The 22862-nt window shown below is 67.2% G+C and carries 23 protein-coding genes and 1 tRNA gene; 9 read left to right on the top strand and 15 right to left on the bottom strand.

Annotated features, from left to right (window positions below):
- Window positions 1-104: 104 nt before the first annotated feature.
- Genes IEW87_RS02290 through IEW87_RS02280 form a run of 3 tightly spaced genes read right to left on the bottom strand, consistent with a single transcriptional unit; the run spans window position 105 to window position 3054 of the window.
- The gene (locus IEW87_RS02290; RefSeq protein WP_188710697.1) at window positions 105-1064 is read right to left on the bottom strand and encodes an ArsA family ATPase; all 960 of its coding nucleotides are present in this window, start codon (window positions 1062-1064) and stop codon (window positions 105-107) included.
- Window positions 1055-1318 carry a cory-CC-star protein gene (locus IEW87_RS02285; protein ID WP_188710696.1) on the bottom strand — a complete coding sequence of 88 codons (264 nt, stop codon included), beginning with the start codon at window positions 1316-1318 and terminating at the stop codon, window positions 1055-1057. The genes IEW87_RS02290 and IEW87_RS02285 overlap by 10 nt, the downstream gene beginning before the upstream one ends.
- A 2-nt stretch (window positions 1319-1320) precedes the next feature.
- Window positions 1321-3054 carry a carbon starvation CstA family protein gene (locus IEW87_RS02280; protein ID WP_188710695.1) on the bottom strand — a complete coding sequence of 578 codons (1734 nt, stop codon included), beginning with the start codon at window positions 3052-3054 and terminating at the stop codon, window positions 1321-1323.
- 142 nt (window positions 3055-3196) lie between these two features.
- On the opposite strand from IEW87_RS02280, the gene aroQ reads away from it, so the two are divergent.
- Window positions 3197-3631 carry a type II 3-dehydroquinate dehydratase gene (gene aroQ / locus IEW87_RS02275; protein ID WP_188710694.1) on the top strand — a complete coding sequence of 145 codons (435 nt, stop codon included), beginning with the start codon at window positions 3197-3199 and terminating at the stop codon, window positions 3629-3631.
- Here the strand turns inward: aroQ and IEW87_RS02270 are convergent, their stop codons facing one another.
- Together IEW87_RS02270 and IEW87_RS02265 are read right to left on the bottom strand one after the other, a co-directional pair.
- On the bottom strand, window positions 3632-4165 hold the full coding sequence (locus IEW87_RS02270) for an aminoacyl-tRNA deacylase (protein WP_188710693.1): 534 nt from the start codon (window positions 4163-4165) through the stop codon (window positions 3632-3634).
- Between the two features lie 75 nt (window positions 4166-4240).
- The gene (locus IEW87_RS02265; RefSeq protein WP_229730856.1) at window positions 4241-4756 is read right to left on the bottom strand and encodes a DNA helicase; all 516 of its coding nucleotides are present in this window, start codon (window positions 4754-4756) and stop codon (window positions 4241-4243) included.
- A gap of 98 nt (window positions 4757-4854) precedes the next feature.
- Here IEW87_RS02265 and IEW87_RS02260 point away from each other — a divergent pair, with 98 nt between their 5' ends.
- Window positions 4855-5409, top strand: a complete 555-nt coding sequence (locus tag IEW87_RS02260) for a peptidylprolyl isomerase (protein ID WP_188710691.1) — start codon at window positions 4855-4857, stop codon at window positions 5407-5409.
- Between the two features lie 49 nt (window positions 5410-5458).
- Window positions 5459-6346 carry a rhomboid family intramembrane serine protease gene (locus IEW87_RS02255; protein ID WP_188710690.1) on the top strand — a complete coding sequence of 296 codons (888 nt, stop codon included), beginning with the start codon at window positions 5459-5461 and terminating at the stop codon, window positions 6344-6346.
- Window positions 6347-6562: 216 nt separating this feature from the next.
- On the opposite strand, the gene IEW87_RS02250 is transcribed toward IEW87_RS02255, so the two are convergent.
- Genes IEW87_RS02250 through IEW87_RS02215 form a run of 8 tightly spaced genes read right to left on the bottom strand, consistent with a single transcriptional unit; the run spans window position 6563 to window position 15782 of the window.
- Window positions 6563-6802 (bottom strand): cell division protein CrgA, encoded by a 240-nt coding sequence (locus IEW87_RS02250; RefSeq protein ID WP_188710689.1) that lies wholly within the window; start codon window positions 6800-6802, stop codon window positions 6563-6565.
- 9 nt (window positions 6803-6811) lie between these two features.
- Complete coding sequence (gene pknB, locus IEW87_RS02245) at window positions 6812-8629, bottom strand: Stk1 family PASTA domain-containing Ser/Thr kinase (RefSeq protein ID WP_268234586.1); 1818 nt, start codon at window positions 8627-8629, stop codon at window positions 6812-6814.
- Window positions 8626-10410, bottom strand: a complete 1785-nt coding sequence (locus IEW87_RS02240; protein ID WP_188710688.1) for a serine/threonine-protein kinase — start codon at window positions 10408-10410, stop codon at window positions 8626-8628. Before IEW87_RS02240 ends, pknB begins: the two co-directional genes overlap by 4 nt.
- Entirely contained in the window at window positions 10407-11867 is a 1461-nt protein-coding gene (locus IEW87_RS02235) for a peptidoglycan D,D-transpeptidase FtsI family protein (protein ID WP_188710687.1), read from the bottom strand. Before IEW87_RS02235 ends, IEW87_RS02240 begins: the two co-directional genes overlap by 4 nt.
- Window positions 11864-13261 carry an FtsW/RodA/SpoVE family cell cycle protein gene (locus IEW87_RS02230; protein ID WP_188710686.1) on the bottom strand — a complete coding sequence of 466 codons (1398 nt, stop codon included), beginning with the start codon at window positions 13259-13261 and terminating at the stop codon, window positions 11864-11866. Before IEW87_RS02230 ends, IEW87_RS02235 begins: the two co-directional genes overlap by 4 nt.
- A complete protein-coding gene (locus IEW87_RS02225; protein WP_188710685.1) occupies window positions 13258-14508 on the bottom strand; it encodes a PP2C family protein-serine/threonine phosphatase in 1251 nt (416 codons plus the stop codon). Before IEW87_RS02225 ends, IEW87_RS02230 begins: the two co-directional genes overlap by 4 nt.
- 10 nt (window positions 14509-14518) lie before the next feature.
- A complete protein-coding gene (locus IEW87_RS02220) occupies window positions 14519-15046 on the bottom strand; it encodes an FHA domain-containing protein FhaB/FipA (RefSeq protein WP_188710684.1) in 528 nt (175 codons plus the stop codon).
- A complete protein-coding gene (locus IEW87_RS02215) occupies window positions 15039-15782 on the bottom strand; it encodes an FHA domain-containing protein (RefSeq protein ID WP_188710683.1) in 744 nt (247 codons plus the stop codon). Before IEW87_RS02215 ends, IEW87_RS02220 begins: the two co-directional genes overlap by 8 nt.
- A 169-nt stretch (window positions 15783-15951) precedes the next feature.
- Between IEW87_RS02215 and IEW87_RS02210 the strand changes: the two genes are divergently transcribed.
- Window positions 15952-16038, top strand: a tRNA-Leu gene (locus IEW87_RS02210).
- Between the two features lie 43 nt (window positions 16039-16081).
- Here IEW87_RS02210 and IEW87_RS02205 read toward each other — a convergent pair.
- Together IEW87_RS02205 and IEW87_RS02200 are read right to left on the bottom strand one after the other, a co-directional pair.
- A complete protein-coding gene (locus IEW87_RS02205; protein ID WP_188710682.1) occupies window positions 16082-17290 on the bottom strand; it encodes an iron-containing alcohol dehydrogenase in 1209 nt (402 codons plus the stop codon).
- A gap of 205 nt (window positions 17291-17495) precedes the next feature.
- Entirely contained in the window at window positions 17496-18281 is a 786-nt protein-coding gene (locus IEW87_RS02200; RefSeq protein WP_188710681.1) for an IclR family transcriptional regulator, read from the bottom strand.
- Between the two features lie 375 nt (window positions 18282-18656).
- On the opposite strand from IEW87_RS02200, the gene IEW87_RS02195 reads away from it, so the two are divergent.
- Genes IEW87_RS02195 through IEW87_RS02175 form a run of 5 tightly spaced genes read left to right on the top strand, consistent with a single transcriptional unit; the run spans window position 18657 to window position 22860 of the window.
- Window positions 18657-19574, top strand: coding sequence for a DUF6282 family protein (locus IEW87_RS02195; RefSeq protein WP_188710680.1), 918 nt, complete (start codon window positions 18657-18659; stop codon window positions 19572-19574).
- Window positions 19575-19606: 32 nt separating this feature from the next.
- Entirely contained in the window at window positions 19607-20161 is a 555-nt protein-coding gene (locus IEW87_RS02190) for a nuclear transport factor 2 family protein (protein WP_188710679.1), read from the top strand.
- Window positions 20162-20177: 16 nt separating this feature from the next.
- Window positions 20178-21128 (top strand): 3,5-dioxohexanoate:acetyl-CoA acetone transferase, encoded by a 951-nt coding sequence (gene kce, locus IEW87_RS02185; protein ID WP_188710678.1) that lies wholly within the window; start codon window positions 20178-20180, stop codon window positions 21126-21128.
- On the top strand, window positions 21125-22081 hold the full coding sequence (locus tag IEW87_RS02180; protein ID WP_229730855.1) for a cupin domain-containing protein: 957 nt from the start codon (window positions 21125-21127) through the stop codon (window positions 22079-22081). Before kce ends, IEW87_RS02180 begins: the two co-directional genes overlap by 4 nt.
- Window positions 22081-22860 (top strand): SDR family NAD(P)-dependent oxidoreductase, encoded by a 780-nt coding sequence (locus tag IEW87_RS02175; RefSeq protein WP_188710677.1) that lies wholly within the window; start codon window positions 22081-22083, stop codon window positions 22858-22860. The genes IEW87_RS02180 and IEW87_RS02175 overlap by 1 nt, the downstream gene beginning before the upstream one ends.
- The last annotated feature ends 2 nt before the right edge of the window (window positions 22861-22862 follow it).

The raw sequence follows: 22862 nt of genomic DNA, 5'->3' as shown, positions 1-22862 counted from the left end.
CGAAATTCGCCGAGCATCGCGAAATTTCTGCGGTCTCGCGGCATTCTCGGCGGATTTCGAGATGGTCAGCAAGGTGTGCGCGCGTGGTCGTTGAGCGGGCCTCGCTACGCGAGCACCCCCGCGAGCCGTTCGAGGGCGGCGAGGCCGACGAGCTCGTCGATGAGGGGGATCCGCGTGATCGGAGCGCCGAGGTCGAGGTTCGCCAGCAAGGCCTCCTCGCGTTCGCGCCGCACCGGCATGAGCTCGGCAGGGGAGAGCCGGTTGGCCACGACGCCCATGAGCGTTACGCCCAGTGACTCGAGTTGAGACGCGACCTCGCGGCTCTCGGCGACCGGCATTGGCTCGGCGACCGTGACGATCACGAAGCCCGTGCGCCGCGGATCCGCGAGCGTGTCACGCATGAGCGAGAAGCGTGCGCGGCGGCGCAGCAGCATGCGTCGCAGCTCCGCGTCGCGGTCCGAGGTGTCCTTTGTGCCGCCCAGCGCGCCGTACGCGACGGAGAACCGCTCCGAGCGGTCGCGGTTCGCGAGCAACTTCTCGGTCCAGTCGGTCATCGCCTCCGGCATCGACAGCAGGTGCAGGGTGTGGCCTGAGGGCGCGGTGTCGAAGACCACGAGGTCGTAGCGGTCGAGGCCGGTCTCGAGGGTCTCCGCGACACGCTCGAGCACGGCCGCCTCGTAGGTGCCCGGGGCCTTGCGCGCCGATTCCAGATGGTCTCGCGCCGCGCGGTGCAGTCGCTCGGGAAGCATTCGGGTCATGGTGGTGGAGACCGCCGCCAGATGCGCATCGACGGTGCGCGCCGGGTCGATCTCGATGCCGTCAACGCAACCAGGCGTGCCTGCGCCCTCCTGTCCATCGGCCCTCCAGAGCGTCACGATGTCGTCGCCGATCGGTCGCTCCCAGAGGTGACCGAGGTTGTGAGCCGGATCCGTCGACACGACGAGCACGCGTGCGCCCTGCTGCGCGCGGGCGAGGGCGAGCGAAGAGGCGATCGACGTCTTTCCGACGCCGCCCTTGCCTCCCACGAAGATCGCGTGCCGCGTCGCGGCGTCCGTCAGCAGCACGAGATGTGATCCAGGGGACTGCGGGGGATGCCGGAACGCTGGTGCCAGTCATGGAAGTCCTCGTACACGGCGGGCAGCAGCTCGGCCGTGTAGTACGCAGCGGGATCCGGCACCCCGAGCGATTCGGCGAGGACGACGAGCATGAAGTGATCGTCCTCGTCGCGCCGGGCCACGCCGAACGTCTTGCGGTACGGGCCCGCATAGAAATCGTTCAGCCCCTTCGAGAAGGCGGCCCAGCGCGACGAAAACGACACGGTCACTTCACCATCGGGATCCGGCCGGTGACGTGGTCGGTGAGGTCGGCGTCCTCCTCCTCGGGAGGCTCGTTCGCCGCGCGCCGCATGGCCGCGATGCCCTCAATGCCGACCCAGATCGTGGCCACGATGATGATCACGTCGAGGATCAGCAGCAGCCAGTTGGTGTCCTGACCGCCGTTCCAGAACGTGCCCACCTGCACGATCGCCGCCCAGAAGGCCGCGATGAACACGAGCACGAGCGGGATCATCGCGACGAGCGCATTGCGGCGCTTGCGGATCAGCATGATCGAGACGATGATCAGCGTCAGCGACGCGAGCAGCTGGTTCGTCGTGCCGAACAGCGGCCAGATCGTGAGTCCACCGGATCCGTCGACGCCCTGGCTGAAGACGAGAGCGACGCACACGACGAGCACGACGAGCGTGCCGATGATGTTGTTCAGCTTGAAGCCGATCACCTCGGCGGCCTCCTGGAACACGAAACGCAGCAGGCGCACGCCGGTGTCCATCGTGGTGGCCGCAAACAGCACCGCCATGGTCGCGAGCACGGTCGCGGAGAGAGATTGCGGCAGTCCGAGGCCCATTTCGATGATGTTGCCGCCACCCTCGACGAAAGCGTTCACGCCGCCCTGATTGAACGCGCTGTACACCTCTTCCCAACGCGCGACCGACTGGATCCCCGCGGTCGTCGCGAGGATCGCACCGAGCGCGAGCAGGCCCTCACCCACAGCACCGAAATAGCCGACGAAGCGCGCGTCGGTCTCCTTGTCGAGCTGCTTTGAGGTCGTGCCGGAAGCCACGGCGCCGTGGAAACCGCTGATGGCCCCGCACGCGATCGTGACGAACAGCAGCGGCCAGATCGCCGGTGTGCCATCGGGAACCGCCGTGTTGATCGCCGGCGCGACGAAACTGTTGCCGAAGAACAGGCCGGCGACCAGGGTGCCGACGAAGAGGACCGTGAGACCGATGAACAGCTGCACGCCGTTGATGTAGTCGCGCGGCTGGAGCAGCAGCCACACCGGCAGCAGCGACGCGATGCCCGCGTAGACGAACAACGCGACGATCCAGAAGGTCCCCGGGCTCATGCCGAGGATCGGATCCGGCAGCACTACCGGAACCGCATCACCGACCACGATCAAGGCGTAGAGCGCGACGACGCCGACGACCGTGACTGCGGTGAGGTTCCACCGCAGCTTGTAGACGGCGAGTCCGATCAATACCGCGACCGGGATTGCGCCCCATGCCGGGATCACGGCGGTCGGGCTGGCGATGAGCAGATCCTTGATGACGACGGCGAACGCCGCGATCACCATGAGCAGAAGCAAGCCGATCACGATGAGGAACACGTAGGAACCGCGCTTGCCGATGTATCGCGCCGCAAGGGCGCCGATCGACCGGCCCTTGTTGCGCTCCGACGCCCAGAGCGCGCCGAGGTCGTGCATGCCCGCGAAGAAGACGGTGCCTATGGTGACCCAGAGGAAGGCTGGCAGCCAGCCCCAGATCACGGCGACGGCAGGCCCGACGATCGGGGCGGCACCCGCGACGGACGTGAAGTGGTGGCCCCACAACACGAACTTGTTCGTCGGCACGTGGTCGATGCCGTCGTTCTTCTCGTGCGCGGGAGTGCGGAACGCGGGGTCGAGTTTCAGAACTCGTTTCCCCAGGTACTTCGAATAGACGAGATATCCGGCCGCGAAGATCGCGAGCCCGATGAGCATCAGGATCACGGAATCCATGGAGGTGCCCTTCTGTCGACGGTGACAGGTCACGGTGTGCGTGCACGCCGCGGATTCACGGCGCATCCATAAACTACTCGCCGCGAGCGCGGGAGAGGGAGAGGCGCGTACAACGATTTCGCCACGCCGGTACGCTGGCGGCATGGACAAGCGGATCCTCGTGCTCAACGGCCCGAACCTCAACCTGCTCGGGACGCGCAACCCGGCGGTGTACGGAACCGACACGCTCGCCGATGTCGAGCGCGTCGCGTCGACCGCGGCGGAGGCGCACGGTCTGGCCACGCGTTTCGTCCAGTCGAACTCTGAGGGCGCGCTGATCGACGCGATTCACGCCGCGCGCGAGGACTGCGTCGGCATCGTGATCAACCCCGGCGCCTACACTCACACGTCGATCGCGATCCGCGACGCGCTTGAGGCCGTCGCGATGCCGTTCGTCGAGATCCACGTGTCGAACGTCTACGCGCGCGAGGAGTTCCGCCACCGCTCGTACCTCAGCGGCCTCGCCTCCTGCGTCATCGCGGGCGCCGGGATCCAGGGCTATGGGTTCGCGGTCGAGCGCCTCGCCGCGATCGTCTGATCACTCTTTCGGCAGGTTGCCGCGGATCCCGTCGATCGGGTCCGTGATGTCGGCGATCGTCGCGCCGTAGGCGGCCAGTAATGCGTCGGCGTCGACCGAAAGGGAGTAGTCGTGCACCCCGGCGCCCATCGAGATGCGTTTGCCGACCATGCGCTCGTCCGCAAAGACGGGCCAGTCGGTCGTGGATCCGAGGGGCACGATCGTGCCACGCTCGTAGCCTGTCGCCTCGAGCGCGAGGTGGGGTTCCGGCATGCGGAGCTTGTTCACGCCGACGACGCCGCGCAGCTTGCCCCACGAGATCGCGCGATCGCCGGGGACGAGAGCGAAGTAGTACTGATCGCCCTTGCCCTTCACAACGAGCGTCTTGACGATGTCTGCTGGCGTGATGCCGCGTGCCGCGGCCGCCTCTTCGAGGGATCCGGCACGAGGTGACTCGCGGATCTCGATGTCGAGACCGCGTGCTACGGCCGCTTCGCGCACGCGCAGGGCCGGGTCGGAGAGGGTCGTGTCGTTATCGGAGGATCCGTCGTGCATCGTTGTCAGGGCCGCCTTCTTATCGCGTGAGGGGCGTGGGATCCTCGGATCCCACGCCCCTCACGACCGTCTCTCTTACGCGTCGGGGGCTGCAACGGCCTCGTCGGCCACCCACAGCTCATCCTCGGCGCTGAGCGTCTTCCACGCGACGACGAAGATGCCGACGGCGGCCGCGATGCCGAGAACCGCGGCGATCACGGCGCCCGCACTCGACTTCTTCTTCGGCGGCTCGACGATCAGCTGGCGCTTGCCGAGCTTCGCCGCCGTCGCGTCGTACGCACCGAGCGCGCGTCCGACGGCGCCCCCGGCTGCGGGGATGACGCGGTTGTCGAAGAACTTCTTGCTCTTGCCGTAACCGTCGCGCACGTACGGCGCGGCACGGTCGACGTAAGGCTCGACGTACTCGTGGTACTTCTTTCGGGCCTCAGGAGCAAGAACCTCCTGGTTGATGGCGCCGAGCTGCCTGCCCGCTGCACGCGCCACATCGGCGGCCTGAGACGCCACAGCGCGCTGGGCCTCCAACACCTGGTTGGCGGTGCCCTGCAGCTTGCGGAGCTCCTTCTTGCGCTTTCGGCTGAGGTTGACGCTCACGTGTGTGCCCTCCCGCGTAGTGACGTACGTTTTTTCCATCCTGCCACGTCGAGTGCGATCGCGGCGATGTGATCGGCGTTCTCTGAGAGAATGGAGAAATGACTCAGCACACCGCCGTCGCCACGCTTCACACCAACCACGGCGACATCGTGATCAACCTGTTCGGCGACCACGCCCCCGTCACGGTCGATAACTTCATCGGCCTCGCGACTGGTGAGAAGGAGTGGACCGACCCCGCGACCGGTGAGAAGGGGGAGGGTGCGCTCTACGAGAACGTCATCTTCCACCGCATCATCCCCGGCTTCATGATCCAGGGCGGCGACCCGCTCGGCCAGGGTACCGGTGGGCCGGGCTACAACTTCGACGACGAGATCCACCCCGAGCTGAACTTCAACGAGCCGTACATCCTCGCCATGGCGAACGCGGGCAAGCGCCCGAACTCGTTCGGCGGCATGAGCGGCACGAACGGTTCGCAGTTCTTCGTGACGACGGATCCGACGCCGTGGCTGCAGGGCAAGCACACGATCTTCGGCGCCGTCGCCGACGACGACTCCAAGAAGGTCGTCGCCGCGATCGCCGCCGTTCCGACGGGCGCGAACGACCGTCCGACGGAGGACGTCGTGATCTCTTCGATCGACATCGAGAAGCTCTGACGAGTTCCTCTTTCCGCACGAGGCTCTGCCAGCAAAGGATCCGCACGCAGTGACGTCGAACTCTTATACCGAGAACCGCGACAACTACTGCTACCGGCACCCGAAGCGGCAGAGCTTCGTGCTGTGTCAGCGGTGCACACGCACCGTCTGCCCGGAATGTCAGACCCCGGCCTCGGTCGGAGTCATCTGCCCCGAGTGCATGAAAGAGATGCGCAAGAAGCGCACGCCCGCGCAGAAGCGGGCCGCGCGCACCTGGGGCCGCGGTACCGGGGGAACGACCGTCTCGTTCGGATCCTCGACTACGCGCGGGATGACGACCATCTTCGTCGTCACCGCCGTGATGTACCTCGTCCAGATGCTGAGCAACGTCGTTCCGGGCCTAGACGTCGAGCGGTGGCTCATGTTCTACGCCCCGATCACGTACATCGAGCCCTGGCGCGTGCTCACTGCCGCCCTCGTGCACTCCGGATTCTGGCACGTCGCGATGAACATGCTCGCGCTGTGGATGATCGGCAGATCGCTTGAACCCCTGCTCGGGACGTGGCGCTTCGTGGTCACGTACGTGCTCACCGCGGCGGGCGGGTCCGCTGCCGTCGCAGTGCTGTCCTTCGCGACACCGGTCGTCGGCGCATCCGGGGCCATCTTCGGCCTCTTCGGCGCACTGCTCGTGATCGGTCGCCACCTCGGCGCCAATATGACCGGAATCTATGTCGTGCTCGGCATCAACCTCGTCCTCGGCTTCGTGCCCGGGTTCAACATCTCCTGGCAGGCGCACGTCGGCGGTCTCGTGTTCGGGGCGCTCATCGGCTTCATCTTCACGCGCACGCGCCGACCGAAACAGCAGCGTCTGCAGATCGCCCTGCTCTGCGGCGTCGGCGTCCTCATCGTGGGCATCCTGCTGCTCCCGCTCGCCGGGATCGCTCTCACGCTCCCCTGAGCGCCACAGCGGCCCGCGCGTCGGCGCGGTGAGATCGAGTTATCCCCGAAGTTATCCACAGGTCTGTCCCCAGGTGGGGAGAAATCACACCGTTGTTATTCACACCTGGGGAGACCGCTGTGGAGAATCACACCGGTGTAATTCACTCCGCGGCAGACGCGCAACGCCCCGGTCGGAGGGATCCGGCCGGGGCGTTGGGTGTGAGTGAAGGGGGCGCTAGCGCCAGCGTGTTGCCATCAGCAGGCCCACGAAGGCCAGGCCGCCGCCGATTGCGAGGTTCCATGCGCCGATGTCGGGGATGGGGAATTGACTGCCGGAGACGTAGAACACGAGCACCCAGGCGAGCCCGAGGAGAAAGAAGGCCACCATCGTGGGCTTGAACCACACCGGGTTGGGCAGCGGCTCACCCGGGATGTGGGTGATGTCGTCGTCTTCCTCGCGGTTCTTTCGTGCCATGACGTCAGTCTATGGGAGAACGAGCGCAGTGCTTTCCTGCAACGGCCGGTATCCGGGTTCGTCGCCATCGGGATCGACGAAGTCGTCGTCCCCCGAGCAGTGTGTGAGCGTCACGGTCTCGTCGATCTGCACGTCGCCGACGCCCGGATCCTGCTTCGTCACCAGATCCGACTCCTCACAGGTGTTGTCCTTCTCGACCTCCACGTCGAGCTGCAGCTCCTCCTCGAGGATCCGCTTGGCGGCGTCAATCGTGAACCCCGTGAGGTCCGCGACCGTCACGCGGCCGGTCGCGACCGTGAGATCCACCGACGACCCCTGCAACACTTCGTCGCCCGGCTCGACATCGGATCCACCGACTTGGGCGTTCAGCACGGTGCCGCGTTCGACGCCGGGCTCGTTCTGTGGGAAGACGCGCCCGAGCATGAGACCCTCGACGCCGTCGATCGCCGCGCGCGCGGCATCCTCGTTGTCCCCCTCGAGTTCGGGAATCTCAGCCATCAAGGGGCCGGCAGACACGACGATCTCGACGGTCGCGCCGATGCCGAGAGAGACGCCGGCCGCCGGATCCGTGCCGATGACGATGTCGGCGGCGACGGTGTCGCTCGGTTCGGAGGACAGGGTCACCTCGAGTCCGCGACCCTCGAGCTCGGCTGTCGCGGCCTCAAGTGACCAGCCCGACACATTGGCGACGTCGACCGTGTCGGCGGCGCGTAAGTCGAGCGGATCCGTGCGGACGACCCAGTAGCCGACGGCGATGATCAGGGCGATGACGAGGGCGATCGCCGCCCAGACCCATGCCACGGGCGGCCCGGACTGCGTGCGCGTTGTGCCCGTCTCACTGGAGAGCTGGGTGAGCGTGTGCGCGACCTCGTTGCGGGCGCGCTGGCCCGCGCCGTATAGCTCCTCCGTCAGATGGGTGAGTTGGCGCTGCGAGGGCGCGCGGCCGTCGAGGGCGGCGTCCAGCGCCTCGCGGAAGGTGGCCGCATCGGGAAAGCGCTGCGCCGGATCCTTCGCGAGCGCGCGGAGCACGACGGGATCCAGCTGCGCGGGCACGTCGTCGCCGACCTGGGTCGGGGGGGTCGGCGCGTCGCGCACGTGCTGCGACGCGACCGCGACGGGCGAGTTACCCACGAAGGGCGGACGGCCGGCAAGGAGCTCGTATAAGACGACGCCGGTCGAATAGAGATCGGCTCGTGCGTCGACCGGGGCACCCTGTGCCTGCTCCGGGGAGAAGTACGCCGCGGTGCCGAGGATCGTCGTCGTCTCGGCCACGGTCGCGGACGTATCGCTCACGGCGCGCGCGATGCCGAAGTCCATCACCTTGATCTGACCGTCGTCATCGATCATGACGTTCGCGGGCTTGATGTCGCGGTGCACGACGCCCGCGCGGTGCGAATACTCGAGGGCCTCGAGGATCCCGTCGATGTAGCCCGCCGCATCGTCCGCCGACACCGGCCCCGCGGCGATGACGTCCTTGAGGAGGCGCCCCCGGACGAGCTCCATGATGATGTACGGCGTGTGCGTCGTGCCGCCGGAGCCGTCGTCGTCGAGATCCTCGCCGGCGTCGTAGACGCGCACGATCGACGGATGCGCCATCCGACTCGCGGCCTGCGCCTCGAGACGGAACCGCGTGCGGAACGTGTTGTCCTGCGCCAGGTCGCTGCGGAGGATCTTGATCGCGATCGTGCGCCCGAGCGTGAGGTCATAACCGCGGTAGACACTCGCCATTCCGCCGCGTCCGATGAGCGCATCGACGCGGTACCGACCCGAGAGGATGCGCTCGGCCTGCGTGGGCGTGCCGATCGCCTCAGTGGGGTCGTCTGTCACGTGGCGTCACCGTCGGAAGGCGGTCCGCTCGGATTGGGGTTGGGCGACTGGCCGGGCCCCCCGGGTCCGTCTGAGTCGTCGGGGGCGACGGTCTCGATCGGGTCCATCGACGCGGCATCGGAGGTGCGCTGCGTGTCACCGGACGCACAGATGGCTCGGTAGGAGGCGCCGACGTACTGCGCGTCTTCCTTGATCGCGACCTGCGTCACGTACCCGCCGGCACCGAAGGTGCGCTGTTCGGATCCGTCGTCGAAGATGCCGCCCTCGACGGTGACCTCGTAGCCCTGCAGGTCGCCCGTGCCGCTGGGACAGGTGAAGGGCTCCCAGTTCAGCTGCACGACGGCGCCGCGCTGGATCTCGGTCTCGCTGAACGACGGCGGATTCTCCGGCGCGGGAATCTCGGGAAGCTCGGCGTAATAGGTCGCCGTGATCGTGTCGCCCTCGTTGACGAAGCCGCCGGGCGAGACCTCGTAGATCGTCCCGACCTCGTCCTCGGTGCTCGCGGCGTTTCCGACGTCGCAACTGAACGTGATCTGCGCGTCCTGCTCGCTGATCACACGCTGCGCGTCGTCGCACGTGCGGCCTTCGAGACCGAGCGCGAGCACGTCGACGCGCTCCGGTTCGGGAGTCTCGGTCTCCGTCGGCTGCGGTGTGGGCTCGATGGTCGGCGTCGGCGTCGCGGCCGCCCCACCATCGTCACCGTCGAAGAACCCGGTCGTCAGGCCCCAGACGGCGCCGGCGATGACGACGACGAGCAGCACGATGAGGGCGATCAGCGGGCCCGTCCACGGGCTGCGCTTCTTCTTGGGCTTCTGGGCCGGCTGATTCGCGTCCATCGGCAGCGGCGAGGTCGCGGGCATCATCTGCGTGGCGGCTCCCGTGCCGGCGAGCAGCTGCGTCATCTCGTCGGATCCGCCCGCACCGGCCGCGAGCATCGGCGCGGCGGCGATGGCGGCGCTCATGTCGCCCCGCCGCAGTGCGTTGCACGCGCGTGAGACGGCGGCCGCCGAGGCCGGGCGATCGGCGGGCTTCTTCGCGATCATCGCCATCACGAGGCGGCGCACGGGCGCGGGGATCGACTCCGGCAGCGGAGGAGGCGTGTCGTTGATCTGCGCCATCGCGATCGCGACCTGCGACTCCCCCGTGAAGGGACGCTTCCCGGCCAGGCATTCGTACGCGACGATGCCGAGCGAGTAGATGTCCGTGGCGGGACTCGCGGGGTGGCCGGACGCCTGCTCCGGCGACAGGTACTGCACCGTGCCCATGACCTGGCCCGTGGCGGTGAGGGGCACCTGGTCGGCGATGCGCGCGATGCCGAAGTCGGTGATCTTCACGCGGCCGTCGGGCGTGATCAGCAGGTTTCCGGGCTTGATGTCACGGTGCACGAGGCCCGCGGCGTGGGCGGCCTGCAGCGCGGAGGCTGTCTGCGAGACGTAGTCCAGCACCTTGTCGGAGGCGAGCGACGTGTCGCGCTCCAGCATCGTCGACAGCGCTTCCCCGGGGACGAGCTCCATGACGAGGTACGCGGATCCGTTCTCCTCGCCGTAGTCGAAGACACTCGCGATGCCCTCGTGGTTGACGAGCGCCGCGTGGCGGGCCTCGGCGCGGAAGCGCTCCAGAAAGCCGGGATCCCCCATGTACTCGTCTTTGAGGATCTTGATCGCGACCGTGCGTCCGATGACGTGGTCGGTCGCCTCCCAGACTTCGCCCATGCCGCCGATGGCGATGCGGGAACTCAGCTCATAACGCCCGCCGAACGTCACACCTTGCGTTGGCCTCATTGTGCGAGCACCGCCTCCATGACCTTCTTCGCGATGGGAGCCGCGATCGTGTTTCCAAAACCTGACTGTCCCTGGCCGCCGCCGTCTTCCACCACGACCGCGACCGCTACTTCGGGATCCTCCGCCGGAGCGAAGCCGGTGAACCACAGCGTATGCGGTGCATCGTCGTTCTCCGCCGTGCCCGTCTTCCCGGCCACGTCAACGCCCTCTATTCTTGCATTGGAAGCGGCCCCGGTTGTCACGCTTGACACCATCATCTCGGTAACGGATTCTGCGACGTCTTCGTCCAGCGCCCGTCCGATCTCGGATGCCGTGTACTGCTGCTGCACCGAGAGGTCTTCGCCGACGACCTGGTCGACCATCCACGGCGACATCAGCGTGCCGCCGTTCGCGATCGCCGCGGTCCACATCGCGGCCTGGAGCGGAGTGGACAGGACCCGGTTCTGGCCGTAGCCGGACTGCGCCGTCTGGGCAGCGCCGGACGGGTCGTAGACCGATGGCACCGACGTGAGCGGCACCGCGAACTCGCTGCCGAAGCCGAAGCGCTCGGCCTGCTCCCGGATCGCCTCGGCGCCGAGCTCGTCCGCCAGCTGTGCCATCGGGATGTTGCAGCTGTACTCGATCGTCTCGGCGAGCGTGACCTCGTCGGAGCCGAGGCCGCCGCAGGTCCCGCGGGTCGCGTTGTAGATCGTGGTGCCGGATCCCGGGAGCGTGTACTCGGCGGGGTTGTCGAACGTGCTGTCCGGTGTGAAGTCGCCCGATTCCAGCGCAGCTGCGGCAACGACGATCTTGAAGATGGATCCGGGCTGGTACGTCTGGCGCAGGGCCTTGTTCACCAGCGGGTGAAGCTCGTCCCCCTCGAGCTGGTCGTACGCTGCCTGCGCCTGCTCCGAGTCGTGTACGGCGAGGGCGTTCGCGTCGAAGCCCGGCGTGGACACGAGCGCGAGGAGGCGCCCGGTGTCCGGTTCGACGGCGACGACGGCTCCCGAGAAGCCCATCCCGATCATGGCGTCGTACGCGGCGCGCTGGACGGCGGGGTCGAGCGTCAGCTCGACGGAGGAGCCGCGCGGCTCCTGCCCCGTGACGACCTGGTTCAGGCGCGAGAGGAAGCCCGAGTCGGCGAAACCGCTCAGTTCCTGATTCATGGCGAGCTCGAGCCCCGTTGCCGAGCCGAGCGCGGGATTGAAGTACCCCGTGACGCCCGCCCACATCAGCGGATCCGTGTACACGCGCTGATAGGCGTAACGGTCGTTCGTCGACTGGGAGCGCGCGATCTGCTCGCCACCGGCGATGATCGTGCCGCGCCTCACCTCGTACGAGTCGTACAGCGTGCGACGGTTGTTCTCGTTACCCGCCAGCTCGCTGGCGGAGAACACCTGGATCACGCTCGTCGACGCGAACAGCGCCACGAACATGAAGGCGACGATGATGCTCAGCCGCCGGATCTCCTTGGTCATCCGATCACCGCCCGGGGCTGTCGGCGCACCGCGTCACTGACACGTAACAGGATCGCCACGATGAGCCAGTTCGCGAGCAGCGAGCTGCCGCCCGCCGCGAGGAACGGCGTCGTCAGACCGGTCAACGGAATGACGCGGGTGACGCCACCCACCATGATGAAGACCTGAAGCGCGATCGTGAACGCCAGGCCCACCGACAGCAGCTTTCCGAAATCATCCTGGCCGGCGACGCCCACGTGCGCGCCACGGCTGACGAAGACGAGATACAGCGCGAGGATCGCGAACAGACCGATGAGGCCGAGCTCCTCGCCGAGGCTCGGGATGATGTAGTCGCTGTTGGCGACCGGCGTGAGGTGCGGCCGGCCCTGGCCCAGCCCGGTGCCGGACATGCCGCCGTGCGCGAGCCCGAAGATGCCGTTCACGAGCTGGAAGCTCGAGTTGACGTCGGCGTTGTAGAGATCCTGGTCGAACGCGTTGAGCCACTGGTCGAAGCGTCCGTGCACGTAGGGCATCACGGCGCTCGCGACGGCGGCGCCTGCTCCGGCGAGGAGCACACCGATAAGCACCCAGCCCGTCTTGCCCGTGGCGACGTACAGCATCGCGACGAACATGCCGAAGATCAGGATCCCCGTGCCGAGGTCGCGCTGCGCGACGATGATGCCCATCGAGATGAGCCAGATGACGAGCAGCGGACCGAACTCCCGCGCGCGCGGGAAGGTGAAGCCGAGCACGCGCCGACCCGTCGATGCGAGCGACTCGCGCGTGCGCACCAGGTAGCCGGCGAAGAAGATCGCGAGGCAGATCTTCGCGATCTCGCCCGGTTGGAAGTTGTATCCGGCGATGCGGATCCACACCACGGCGTTACCGCCGCCGTTGAGGAACGGCACGAACGGCAGGATGAGCAGCACGACGCCCGTCAAGCCGAAGATGTAGGTGTATCGGAACAGCACGCGATAGTTCGTGAGCAGCCAGACGAGCACGCCGCAGAGTCCGAGCGAGAGCATCGCGTAGAGGAGCTGGTGCGCGCCGGCGTTCGACTGCTCGGCGATGCCGTTCGCCTCATAGGCCAGATCGATGCGGTAGATCATGGCCGTGCCGAGCCCCGTCAGCAACAGCGCGACGGGAAGGAGGAACGGATCGGCCTGGGACGCCCGGATGCGCAGCACGATGTGCAGCGCCACCGCGAGGGCACACAGGGTTACCGCGATCGCCAGGATCCCGAGGTCAAGGGTCCCGAGGGCCCCGAGCTGCACGAGCGTGAAGGCGCCTACCGTGAGAGCGACCGCGAAGGTGAGAAGGATCAGCTCGCGGTTGCGCAGGCGCTGCGCGCGGCGGATCCGTCGCAGATCGCGCTTGACCCGGCGGTCGGCCGTGTCGGTTGCGGTCTCGGTCATTCGTCACCTCCCGTGTCGATCGCGCGCGAACGCAGGTTCTCGACGATCTGCTGGGCGTGCTCGAGCGATTCCGCCGGGATCGTCTCCTCGGCGCGGAACTGCCACGCCGAGGGCAGGTCGATGAGCATGATGTCGGTGTCCGCGTAGGGCGTCGACAGGGAGATCGGACCGATCTGCTGCTGGATGCCCTGATAGATGACGACGCTGTCCTGATCGACGCCGACGAAGTACCGCGTCTGGGTCCAGGTGTAGAACGACACGGCGGCGAAGACGAGCGCGCCGATGAGGAGGACGAACGCGGTCGCTCCGACGATGCGGCGCCGTCGCGACCGGCGCCGGTCCTCGGCGATGAGCTCTTCGAGGTAGTCGGTGTCGGGCTCGAAGTGGCTGGGTTCGTTCGCGGCGGCGCGCTGCGGGTGCAGCCAGCCGGTCGGCAGCAGCGAGCGCGACGCGGGCACGTCGACGCCGTCCGGGTTCGACGCGGATCCGACGATCGTGGGTGTTCCCGTGTGGAGCGGGTGGTGACCGCCCACGTCGACGATGACGACGGTGACATTGTCGGGCGCGCCGCCGTCGAGCGCCTGCCGCAACAGGGTGTCTGCGGTGCGTCCGGGGGGCATCTCCTGCCTGAGCGCCTTCGCGATATGCGAATCGTCCACGACCCCGGACAGCCCGTCGGAGCAGAGCAGCCAGCGGTCGCCGGGGCGCGTCGGCATGATGAACGTGTCGACTTCGGGGTTGACGTCCATATCGCCGAGCACGCGCATCAGCACGGAGCGCCGCGGGTGATAGCGGGCCTCTTCCGGCGTGATCCGGCCGGTCTCGACGAGGCGCTGCACGAAGGTGTGGTCGGCCGTGATCTGCGTCAGCGCGTCATCGCGGAACAGGTAGATCCGCGAGTCGCCGATGTGTCCGATGACCGCGTACTCGTCGACCATCGCGACCGCGCTGACGGTGGTGCCGAGCCCGGCGAGCTGGGGTCGGCGGCCCGCGATCTCGACGAGGTCGCTCGCCGTCGCGGCGATCGTCGTGCGCAGGAGCTCCTCGGCCTCCGGGGGGTTCTCGAACGGCCGATCGAGCGGTTGCAGTCGGTCGATCGCGACCGCGGAGGCGACATCGCCGCCCGCGTGGCCGCCCATGCCGTCGGCGACGACGAACAGGTTCGAGCCGCAGTAGCCCGAATCCTGGTTGTTCGACCGCACGCGCCCCGTGTGGCTGATCGCGGCGCTGGAGCCTTCGAAGACCATCGGTCAGTGGCTACTTCCGCAGCTCGAAGGTCGTGGCGCCGACCTTGATCGGGGCGCCAGGGCGGATCGCGACCGGGGAGCCGGACGTGACGCGTTCGCCGTCGTGGAAAGTACCGTTCGTGGAATCGAGGTCCTGGAGCATCCAGCGGCCGTCGTAGCGGATGAGGCGCGCGTGGTGGCTGGACGTGTAGTCGTCGCGGATCACGAGTCCGGATTCGCTCGAGCGCCCGATCGTGAGGGGATCCGTGCCGAGGGGGATCTCGAGTCCCGCGCGCGGCCCCGAGGTGATGACGACGCGGCCGATGTCGGATCCCGATGACGCGGATCCGCGCGGCATGTCGTGCGCCACCGTCTCGGCGTGGTTGTCGACCGGCGCGGCGGGTGCGGCCGCGGGCGGGCTGGGTGCGGAGGACTCCGGCAGTCGGCGCACGCGCCCGCCGAAGACGTCGGCGCGTAGCGCGAAGATGAGCACGAACACGAAGATCCACAGCAGCAGGAGGAATCCGTACTGCAGCACGAACAGCGTCAGCTCACTCATTCGCGCCCCGGGTGAAGGCGTCGATAATCTGCGTCGCGTCCTGGTGATCCGGGAGGCGTTGTGCCTTCGGCTGCGCCGTCGGGATCACCCGGAACACGATGTTCGTGCGCCCGATCGTGATCGTCTGGCCATCGGCCAGCGCCGCCTGCTTGACCTTCTGTCCGTCGAGACGCGAGCCGTTCGTGGATCCGAGGTCACGCACCATGCCGCGCTTGCCGTCCCACAGGATCTCGACGTGGCGACGGCTCGTGCCGGAGTCGGAGACGGTGATATCGGCATCGGATCCGCGGCCCACGACCGTCCGCGCACGGGTCACGCGGTGACGTACGCCGTCGACATCGAGCACGGCCTGCCACGTGACGTCGCCCTCCACCGACGAGCTCGTCACGTCGATCGTGCCCGTGGCGACGTCGTCTGAGGCGCCGATCGAGATGGTCAGCGGGCCCGAGAAGCTGTATCCCTGCGCCGTAGCGTGCTTCGCCGCGATCTCGTGGAGCTCGTCGTGCAGCGACTGCCCCAGTGACGCGAGGCGCTCGGAGTCGACACGGCTGAGCAACACCTCGTAGCTGTTGGGCGCCAGGATCCGCTCGCGGCTGACGACGGCTGCCGTCGTGTCCATCTCGCGCCGGAGGGCAGATGCGATCTCGACGGGCTGGACGCCGCTGCGGAAGGTCTTCGCGAACGCGCCGTTGACGGCACGCTCGAGCCCCTTCTCGAAGCTGTCAAGCAATCCCACGGTGCTCCTCGGTATCGGATCGATGAATAGCGTCATGCTACTGGCCGCTGCTGGTAAGCCGAATCTAACCGTGGTGGACTTTCAGGTACCTCTGAAGGATGACGCGATTTACTCGGCACCCGAGCACCGTGTTATTCTCGGGAGGTTGAGTTCGCGTCGAAGCGAACACGCGCAAGTGGCGGAATCGGTAGACGCGCTGGCTTCAGGTGCCAGTGTCCTTACGGACGTGGGGGTTCAAGTCCCCCCTTGCGCACCACCGTCAAACGTCGGGGCCTCGTTCATTCGTTGCCCCGACGTTTTTACGTTCGGAGGTCGCCGGCCCAGGCGCGTTCGAGGAGTTCCCCGAGCATCGCCATGGTGACGGGGGCCGGGGAGATGGTGACCAGGCGTTCGGAAGCGAGCGCGAGCTCAGCGATACGGGGGAGTTGATCCCGCGTGATGCCGATGTCGGCGAGTGACGTCGGCACTCCGATCTGGCGGTTGATGCGGGCGACGGCGGCGATGGCGTCGTTGGCGCGGCTCGCGATATCGTCCGCAGGCGACCCGAGAGCCGATCCGACGACGGCCAGCCGCTCCGTCACCGCCGGATCCGCGCGGACGGCGTCGAGGACGTACGGGAGCATCAGACCCGTGCCGAGCCCGTGCGGCGTCCCCGTCTCGGCCCCGATCGGATACTGCAGCGCATGCGAGAGGTGGGTGCCGGTGGAGCCGAAGGCGATGCCGGCGAGGAGGCTCCCGAGCGCGACCTCCTCGCGCGCTCGGCGGTCCGATGGATCCGCGACGGCAGTCGGCAGCCAGGTGCCGAGCTTCTCGATCGCCGCGAGGGAGAGTGGATCGGTGAGCACATTGCGGCCGATGAAGACGGGGAGAGTGTCTGTCCAGTTGGCCTCGCGGGCCGCGGCCGTGTACGACTCCACGGCGTGGACGAGAGCATCGATCCCGGAGAACGCGGTGACATTCGCGGGCGCGTCGAGTGTGAACGTCGGGTCGACGACCGCGGCAACCGGAACGAGATGCGGACTGGAGACGCCGACCTTGAGCGCACGGTCAGGGTCCGTGACGACCGCGATCGGCGTCACTTCGGATCCGGTGCCTGCTGTTGTCGGTGCCGCGACCACGGGCGTGATCGCGCCCGGGACCGCGTTCTCGCCGTAGAAGCGCGAGAGCGGTCCGCCGTGGGCGAGCAGCAGCGCGACAAGCTTGGCGGCATCGAGAGCGCTGCCACCGCCGATGGCGAGGATGGCGTCGGGGGCGAAGGCACGTGCCCGCGCGGCGACCTCGTCGAGAGAGGCCACCGGCAGCTCGGGTTGCACGTCGGCGCACACCTCGACGGTCAGGTCTGCCGACTGCGCCGCCGTGAGCACCTCGTCCAGCAGCTCCGTTCCGATGAGGAACGGGTCGACGAGGGCGAACACGCGTGTGCCGTGAGCGCTCAGGAGCGCGGGTATCTGTGCGCGGGCGCCGTACCCGAAGTGCACGCGTGCGGGAAGGCGGAGGATTCCAGACATCGTCGTCTCTCTCGTTGGGGGAGCGGTTGGTCAGGCGCGCTCAGTTCAGTAAAACAGCCACCTGTGCGAATTGCAATCATCTAGTTCAATATGTGAACCTCCCGCGACGCCTTGACGGGCGCGGGTGGGTGCTGACCCGGAATGGCGAGTGGAAAGATTCAGGATGCGAACATGGCACACACAATGCGAACCCGCGCTGGGCAATTCAGGTGGAGATCAGCGAGCTGAGCTCGCTTGCGGCGTCGCTGAGCAACGCCACCCTGTTGCGCGCACCCTCGTCGTCCGTCGAGAGCATCGTCGTCGTTCCGAGGAGACCCATGGCCGCCTGCACGTCGTGGTCACTGAAGATGGGTGCCGCCACCGACGCGAGGCCCATGCGATTGAGGTCGGCCCAGGCGACGCGTTCGCGACGCGCGCGAGCCAGCGCCGCCTGTTCGGCGGGGAGCTCGGCCGGAGGGAGGGCGGCCAGCGCCCGGCTGACGGTATCCGGATCTGACTGGAACGCGAGCAGGATGCGCGACTGTGCCGCCTTCAATTCGAGCACGGTGCCCACCGGGACCGTCAGGAGGATCGTGCCGACGGTCGCTTCTTCGACGAGTGTCACGATGGCGCCCGATCGTCCGAGGAAGCTCAGCACGACGGTGAGGCCGGTCTCATCGGACAGGTGTCGCATGATCGTCGGGGCGAGCGTGACAATCTGCTGCCGTGTCGAGACAAGCGCGGACAGTTGGTCCAACAGTGGGCCCGGAGAGAGGGCGGGCGAGAGGAAGCCGGCGCTCTGCAGCGCTTGGAGGTAGCGGTGTGCCGTCGTCCGGTTGAGGCCGAGTCGCTCGGACACGAGTGGCGGCGTGAGCGTTCGGGTGTTCTCGTCGAACAGCGCCAGAATGTTCGCCGCGCGGTCGATCGACTGGATCGGACCGCGGTCGTTGCCCGGGAGTGGCGCGGCCGCGGACTGCTCTGGTCCGACGGGGACGTCGGGTCGCTTGTTCATCACTTTTACCGTCCTTCGCTCGCGGGGGCGCTTCAGCTCCGCGTGACAACACGTTGTTCATACCGTAGTTGCCCGAGCCACAATCCGAACAATGGCGCCGTGTCGCGCGTCGGGGGCGACACGGTTGGGCGCGCGGGCGCGCCGCCCGTGGCGCCATGCAGTCAGGCGATACAAGATATGAACCAATCCTCTGCTGGGCACCAGCTTCTCCCGCCAGCGTCGTCGCCTGATATGCGTGGGGAGCGGCGGGCTTCCGGCATGTTTCGCGTTGCGCGGTCGACGTGGCCGGTGGTGTCCGCGTCCTAGACAGGACGAAGTCGCATGCCATATGGTGAACGTATAGTCCGAAATATGAACAAGCGAGAAGGTTCTAGGATGCTCATCGCAGAAGACTCCACCGTTTCCCCCGCGCTCCTGAAGGTTCTTGACGGGGCGGTGGATTTGCACGTGCACTCCGGTCCGAGCCCGTTTCCGCGGAAGCTTAACCATGTCGAGGCGTCATACGACGCTGCGCGTATCAACCTGCGAGCGATCCTGATCAAGTCGCACCACCACAACACGGTGATGGACCTCCTTGCGATGGCCGACCAGCTCAAGGATGCGCCGACGCCTGCTTTCGGCGGTGTGGCGCTCAATTCCGAGGTCGGCGGCATCAACCCGTCCGCGGTCGCAGTCGCGATACAGATGGGCGGCCGCGCAGTCTGGGGACCCACCGTGTCGGCCGGCCAGCACATCGAGGCGCACCGTGACGGAGACGGCTTTCCGGCGGCCGGCGGCAATCTCGAAGAAGACGAGGTGACCATCTTCGACGACTCGGGCAACGTCTCCGAGCAGACGACGCGTGTGACCCAGCTCGTCGCCGAAGCAGACATCATGCTGACCGGCGGTCACCTCGATGCGCCGCAGATGGCCGAACTGTTCGCCACCGCGAAACGGAACGGCGTGCGTCGCATGCTCGTCCACCACCCCGACTACATCATCGACGCTGCAGAGGGCGACCTCGAGGCGATGCTGAGTCACGGCGCGTTCGTCGAACATGAGATGTCGATGTATCACCCGGACGTCCCGGCTCCCGGCTTTCCTATCTCGCGACTCGTCGACTGGATCGAGAAGGTGGGCCCGGAACGGACTGTGATCAACTCTGATCTCGGCCAGAAGGTGAATCCGTTCCCCGTCGATGGGTACATCAACGTCATCCAGAGGCTTCTCGACGAGGGGGTTCCGGAGCGGGACATTCGCCAGATGATCTGTCACAACACCGCGTTCCTCCTGGGGCTGGAAGAGACCCCTTGACCTGAACGACACGACCGGAGGGCGGTGGTCGAATGACGACTGACGAGTTCCACAAGAAGGTCCAGCAGATGCTGGACCGCGAAGCGATACGCGATTGCTTGAATCGCTACGCTCGCGGGCTCGACCGCAAGGACCTGGAGATGATCCGCTCCGTCTTCCATCGCGACGCGACGGATCATCACGGCGGCCCGATCGCGTATCACCCGGCGGGCGAGGCGCTCATCGAGGACTGGAGCGTCAGAGATGCGAAGCGCACCTTCAGCCACCACCTGCTTCTCAATTGCTCGATCGATCTCGACGGCGACGTCGCCCATACGGAGACGTACTTCCAGCTCGTCACCGGTCTGTCCGCGGAGGCGGCCGACGATCAGCCACGGCTGCACCTCACCGGGGGCCGGTACGTCGATCGTTTCGAGCGCCGCGCCGGAGACTGGCGCATCGCCACTCGCGTGCTCATCGCGGAGTTCTCCGCGGCGATGGACGCGATCGATTACCCGCATCACCGTCTGTGGGCTCGCCGGACCCCGGCGGACCCGTCGTATTCCCGCCCGCTGCTCGGACCGCCGTCCGAATCGGGCGAGAGCTGAAAGAAGGGACTTCCTGATGCGCCGAGCAGACAAGGTGATCATCAGCACGGCGATCACCGGCAGCGTCAACGTGCCGTCGCAGAGCGACCACCTGCCTCTCGCCCCGGACGAGATCGTCCGGCACGCGCTCGATGCCGTCGACGCGGGCTCCGCCGTGATCCACCTGCACGCGCGACACCCGGACGGGCGGCCCGCCTTCGAGCCGGCCGTGTTCGAGCAGATCGTCCCGCCGATCCTGTCGGAGACGGACGCCGTCATCAATATCACGACCGGCGGTGCCTCATCGATGACCATTGACGAACGCCTTGCCGCGGCGAAGCACCTCAGGCCCGAGCTGGCTTCGCTCAACATGGGGTCGATGAACTTCGTCTACTCGGGGATCGCGGACCGCATCACAGAGTGGAAGCACGAGTGGGAGAAACCGTACGTGCTCAACACCTACTCGCACCCGTTCATCAATTCGTTCGCGCAGATCGAGTACGCGTTGCGCGAGCTCGGTGAGAAGCGTGGCACCCGCTTCGAATTCGAGTGCTACGACATCGGCCACCTCTATACGCTCGCGTACTTCGTCGACAAGGGGCTCGTGAAGCCGCCGTTCCTCATCCAGGGGGTGTTCGGCGTTCTCGGGGGCATTGGCGCGGATCATGCGAACCTGACACACATGGTCGCCGTGGCGGACAAGCTGTTCGGCGAGGATTACTATCTCTCCGCGTTCGCGGCGGGCCGCGAGCAGATGCCGTTCGCGACGCACAGCGCGTGGCTCGGCGGGCATGTGCGCGTCGGATTAGAGGACAACCTGTGGATCGGCAAGGGGCGCCTCGCCACGAGCAACGCGCAGCAGGTGAAGAAGATCCGTGCGGCCGTCGAAGACCTCGGCCGTGAGATCGCGACACCCGCGGACGCTCGCCGGATGCTCGAGCTCAAGGGCGTCGACGAGGCGCCGCTCCAGAAAGGAAGCACGTCATGACGATGTATGCCAAAGACGATATCCGCTCCACGCTGGCGGCGCCGGCTCCGGCGGCCACCGTCGATCCCGCGACTCCCATCAAGAGGTCGCAGTGGATCGAGTTCCTCACGCTGGAACCGAGCGAGGTCGCGCCGAACGGCAGTCGCACCTGGTTCGCGCGAGCCGCAAACCTCGTGGTCGCCTATACGGATGCGAAAGCGGGCGACGTCTTCTCGCGCACCGCGCAGCCCGATGAGTACGCGGTCTTGATGTACTCCGCGAGCGCGCCCGTGCGTGTCGAAGCGGGAGGCGAAACAGCCGAGGTCGACGAGGAAGCGTTCGTCGTCGTCCCGCCCGGCGACAGCACGCTCGAAGTGCGTCGTGACGGAACGCTGATCCGCCTCTTCTCCGCCGTCGCGGACGATCTCCGAGTCGGCTCGCTGAACGCCGCGGCCTACGACGAGCCCGACCAGCGCGCCGCGCCCCTCGAGCCGTGGCCCGAGCCGGTCGGCGGCTTTCGGCTCCGCGTCTACCGGCTCGCCGACACTCCGATCGTGGAGGGCCGGTTCGGACGCATCTTCCGCACGACGAACCTCATGGTGAACTTCCTGGCCGAAGAACCCGGGCCGCGCAACGAGCGAAAGCTTTCGCCACATCATCACGATGACTTCGAGCAGATCTCCCTCGCGGTGAAGGGAAGCTTCGTGCATCACATCCGCTACCCGTGGGGGCCCGATTCGACGCAGTGGCGCGAGGATGAGCACCGCGAGATCGCGACGCCGTCGATATGCGTGATTCCGCCGCCCACGACGCATACGACGCAGGGCGTCGGCGCGCACCAGCAGCTGCTCGACATCTTTTCCCCGCCGCGAGAAGACTTCTCGCTCTCCGGCTGGGTGCTCAATGCCGACGATTACCCCGCACGGCACGCGACGGATGTCGACGGCGCAGCGCACGGCGAGGCGACGACGTGATGGCCCCGGAGGATCACGCGAAACTAACAGGCCTGCTTGCGGGGAAGTCCATCCTCGTGGTCGGGGCGAGCACCGGCATTGGCGCCGACTCAGCTCGGCTGTTCGCGCGGGAGGGAGCGTCGGTCATGTTGGCCGCGCGCTCGGAAGACACGCTGCGCGCGCTGGCCGACGAGCTGACCGGCGCGGGGCATGAAGCCGCGTACGTCGTCGGCGACGTGGCGGTGGCGGCGGATGTCGCCCGCTTCGTAAACGAGACCGTCGCGCGGTTCGGTTGCCTGGACGGCGCGTTCAACAACGCGGCGATCACCCAGGGCGGGCGTCTCGACGAAGTCACGGAAGCCGATTTCGACCGCATCATGGACGTCAACGTCAAGGGCGTTTGGCTGTGCCTGCGCGAGCAGGCGCGCGTCATGCGAGCCGCGGGTGCCGGAGCGATCGTCAATGTCAGCAGCGTCGGCGGGCTTCGCGGCAGCCCCGGCTTCGGGGCATATCAGGCGACGAAGCATGCGGTCATCGGGCTCACTCGCACGGCGGCCCATGACAACGGGCCCGTGGGCGTACGGGTCAACGCGGTGGCGCCGGGGCCCGTGCTCACCTCGATGCTGGTCAAGACCGACGGTGTGATCCCGGACGGCGTGAAGGCCCGCATCGCGTCGACTCCGTTGCGCAAGGCCGCAGAGACCTCCGAGGTCGCAGAAAGCGCCGCCTGGCTGCTCAGTGATCGCGCGAGCCACATCAGCGGCGTTGTGTTGCCCGTGGACGGCGGCTTCACCGCGTAGCT

It is taken from the genome of Microbacterium faecale (assembly GCF_014640975.1).
Lineage (GTDB): Bacteria > Actinomycetota > Actinomycetes > Actinomycetales > Microbacteriaceae > Microbacterium > Microbacterium faecale.
The sequence above is the reverse complement of the archived record's forward strand: the minus strand, read 5'-3'. Positions and strand labels throughout refer to the sequence as shown.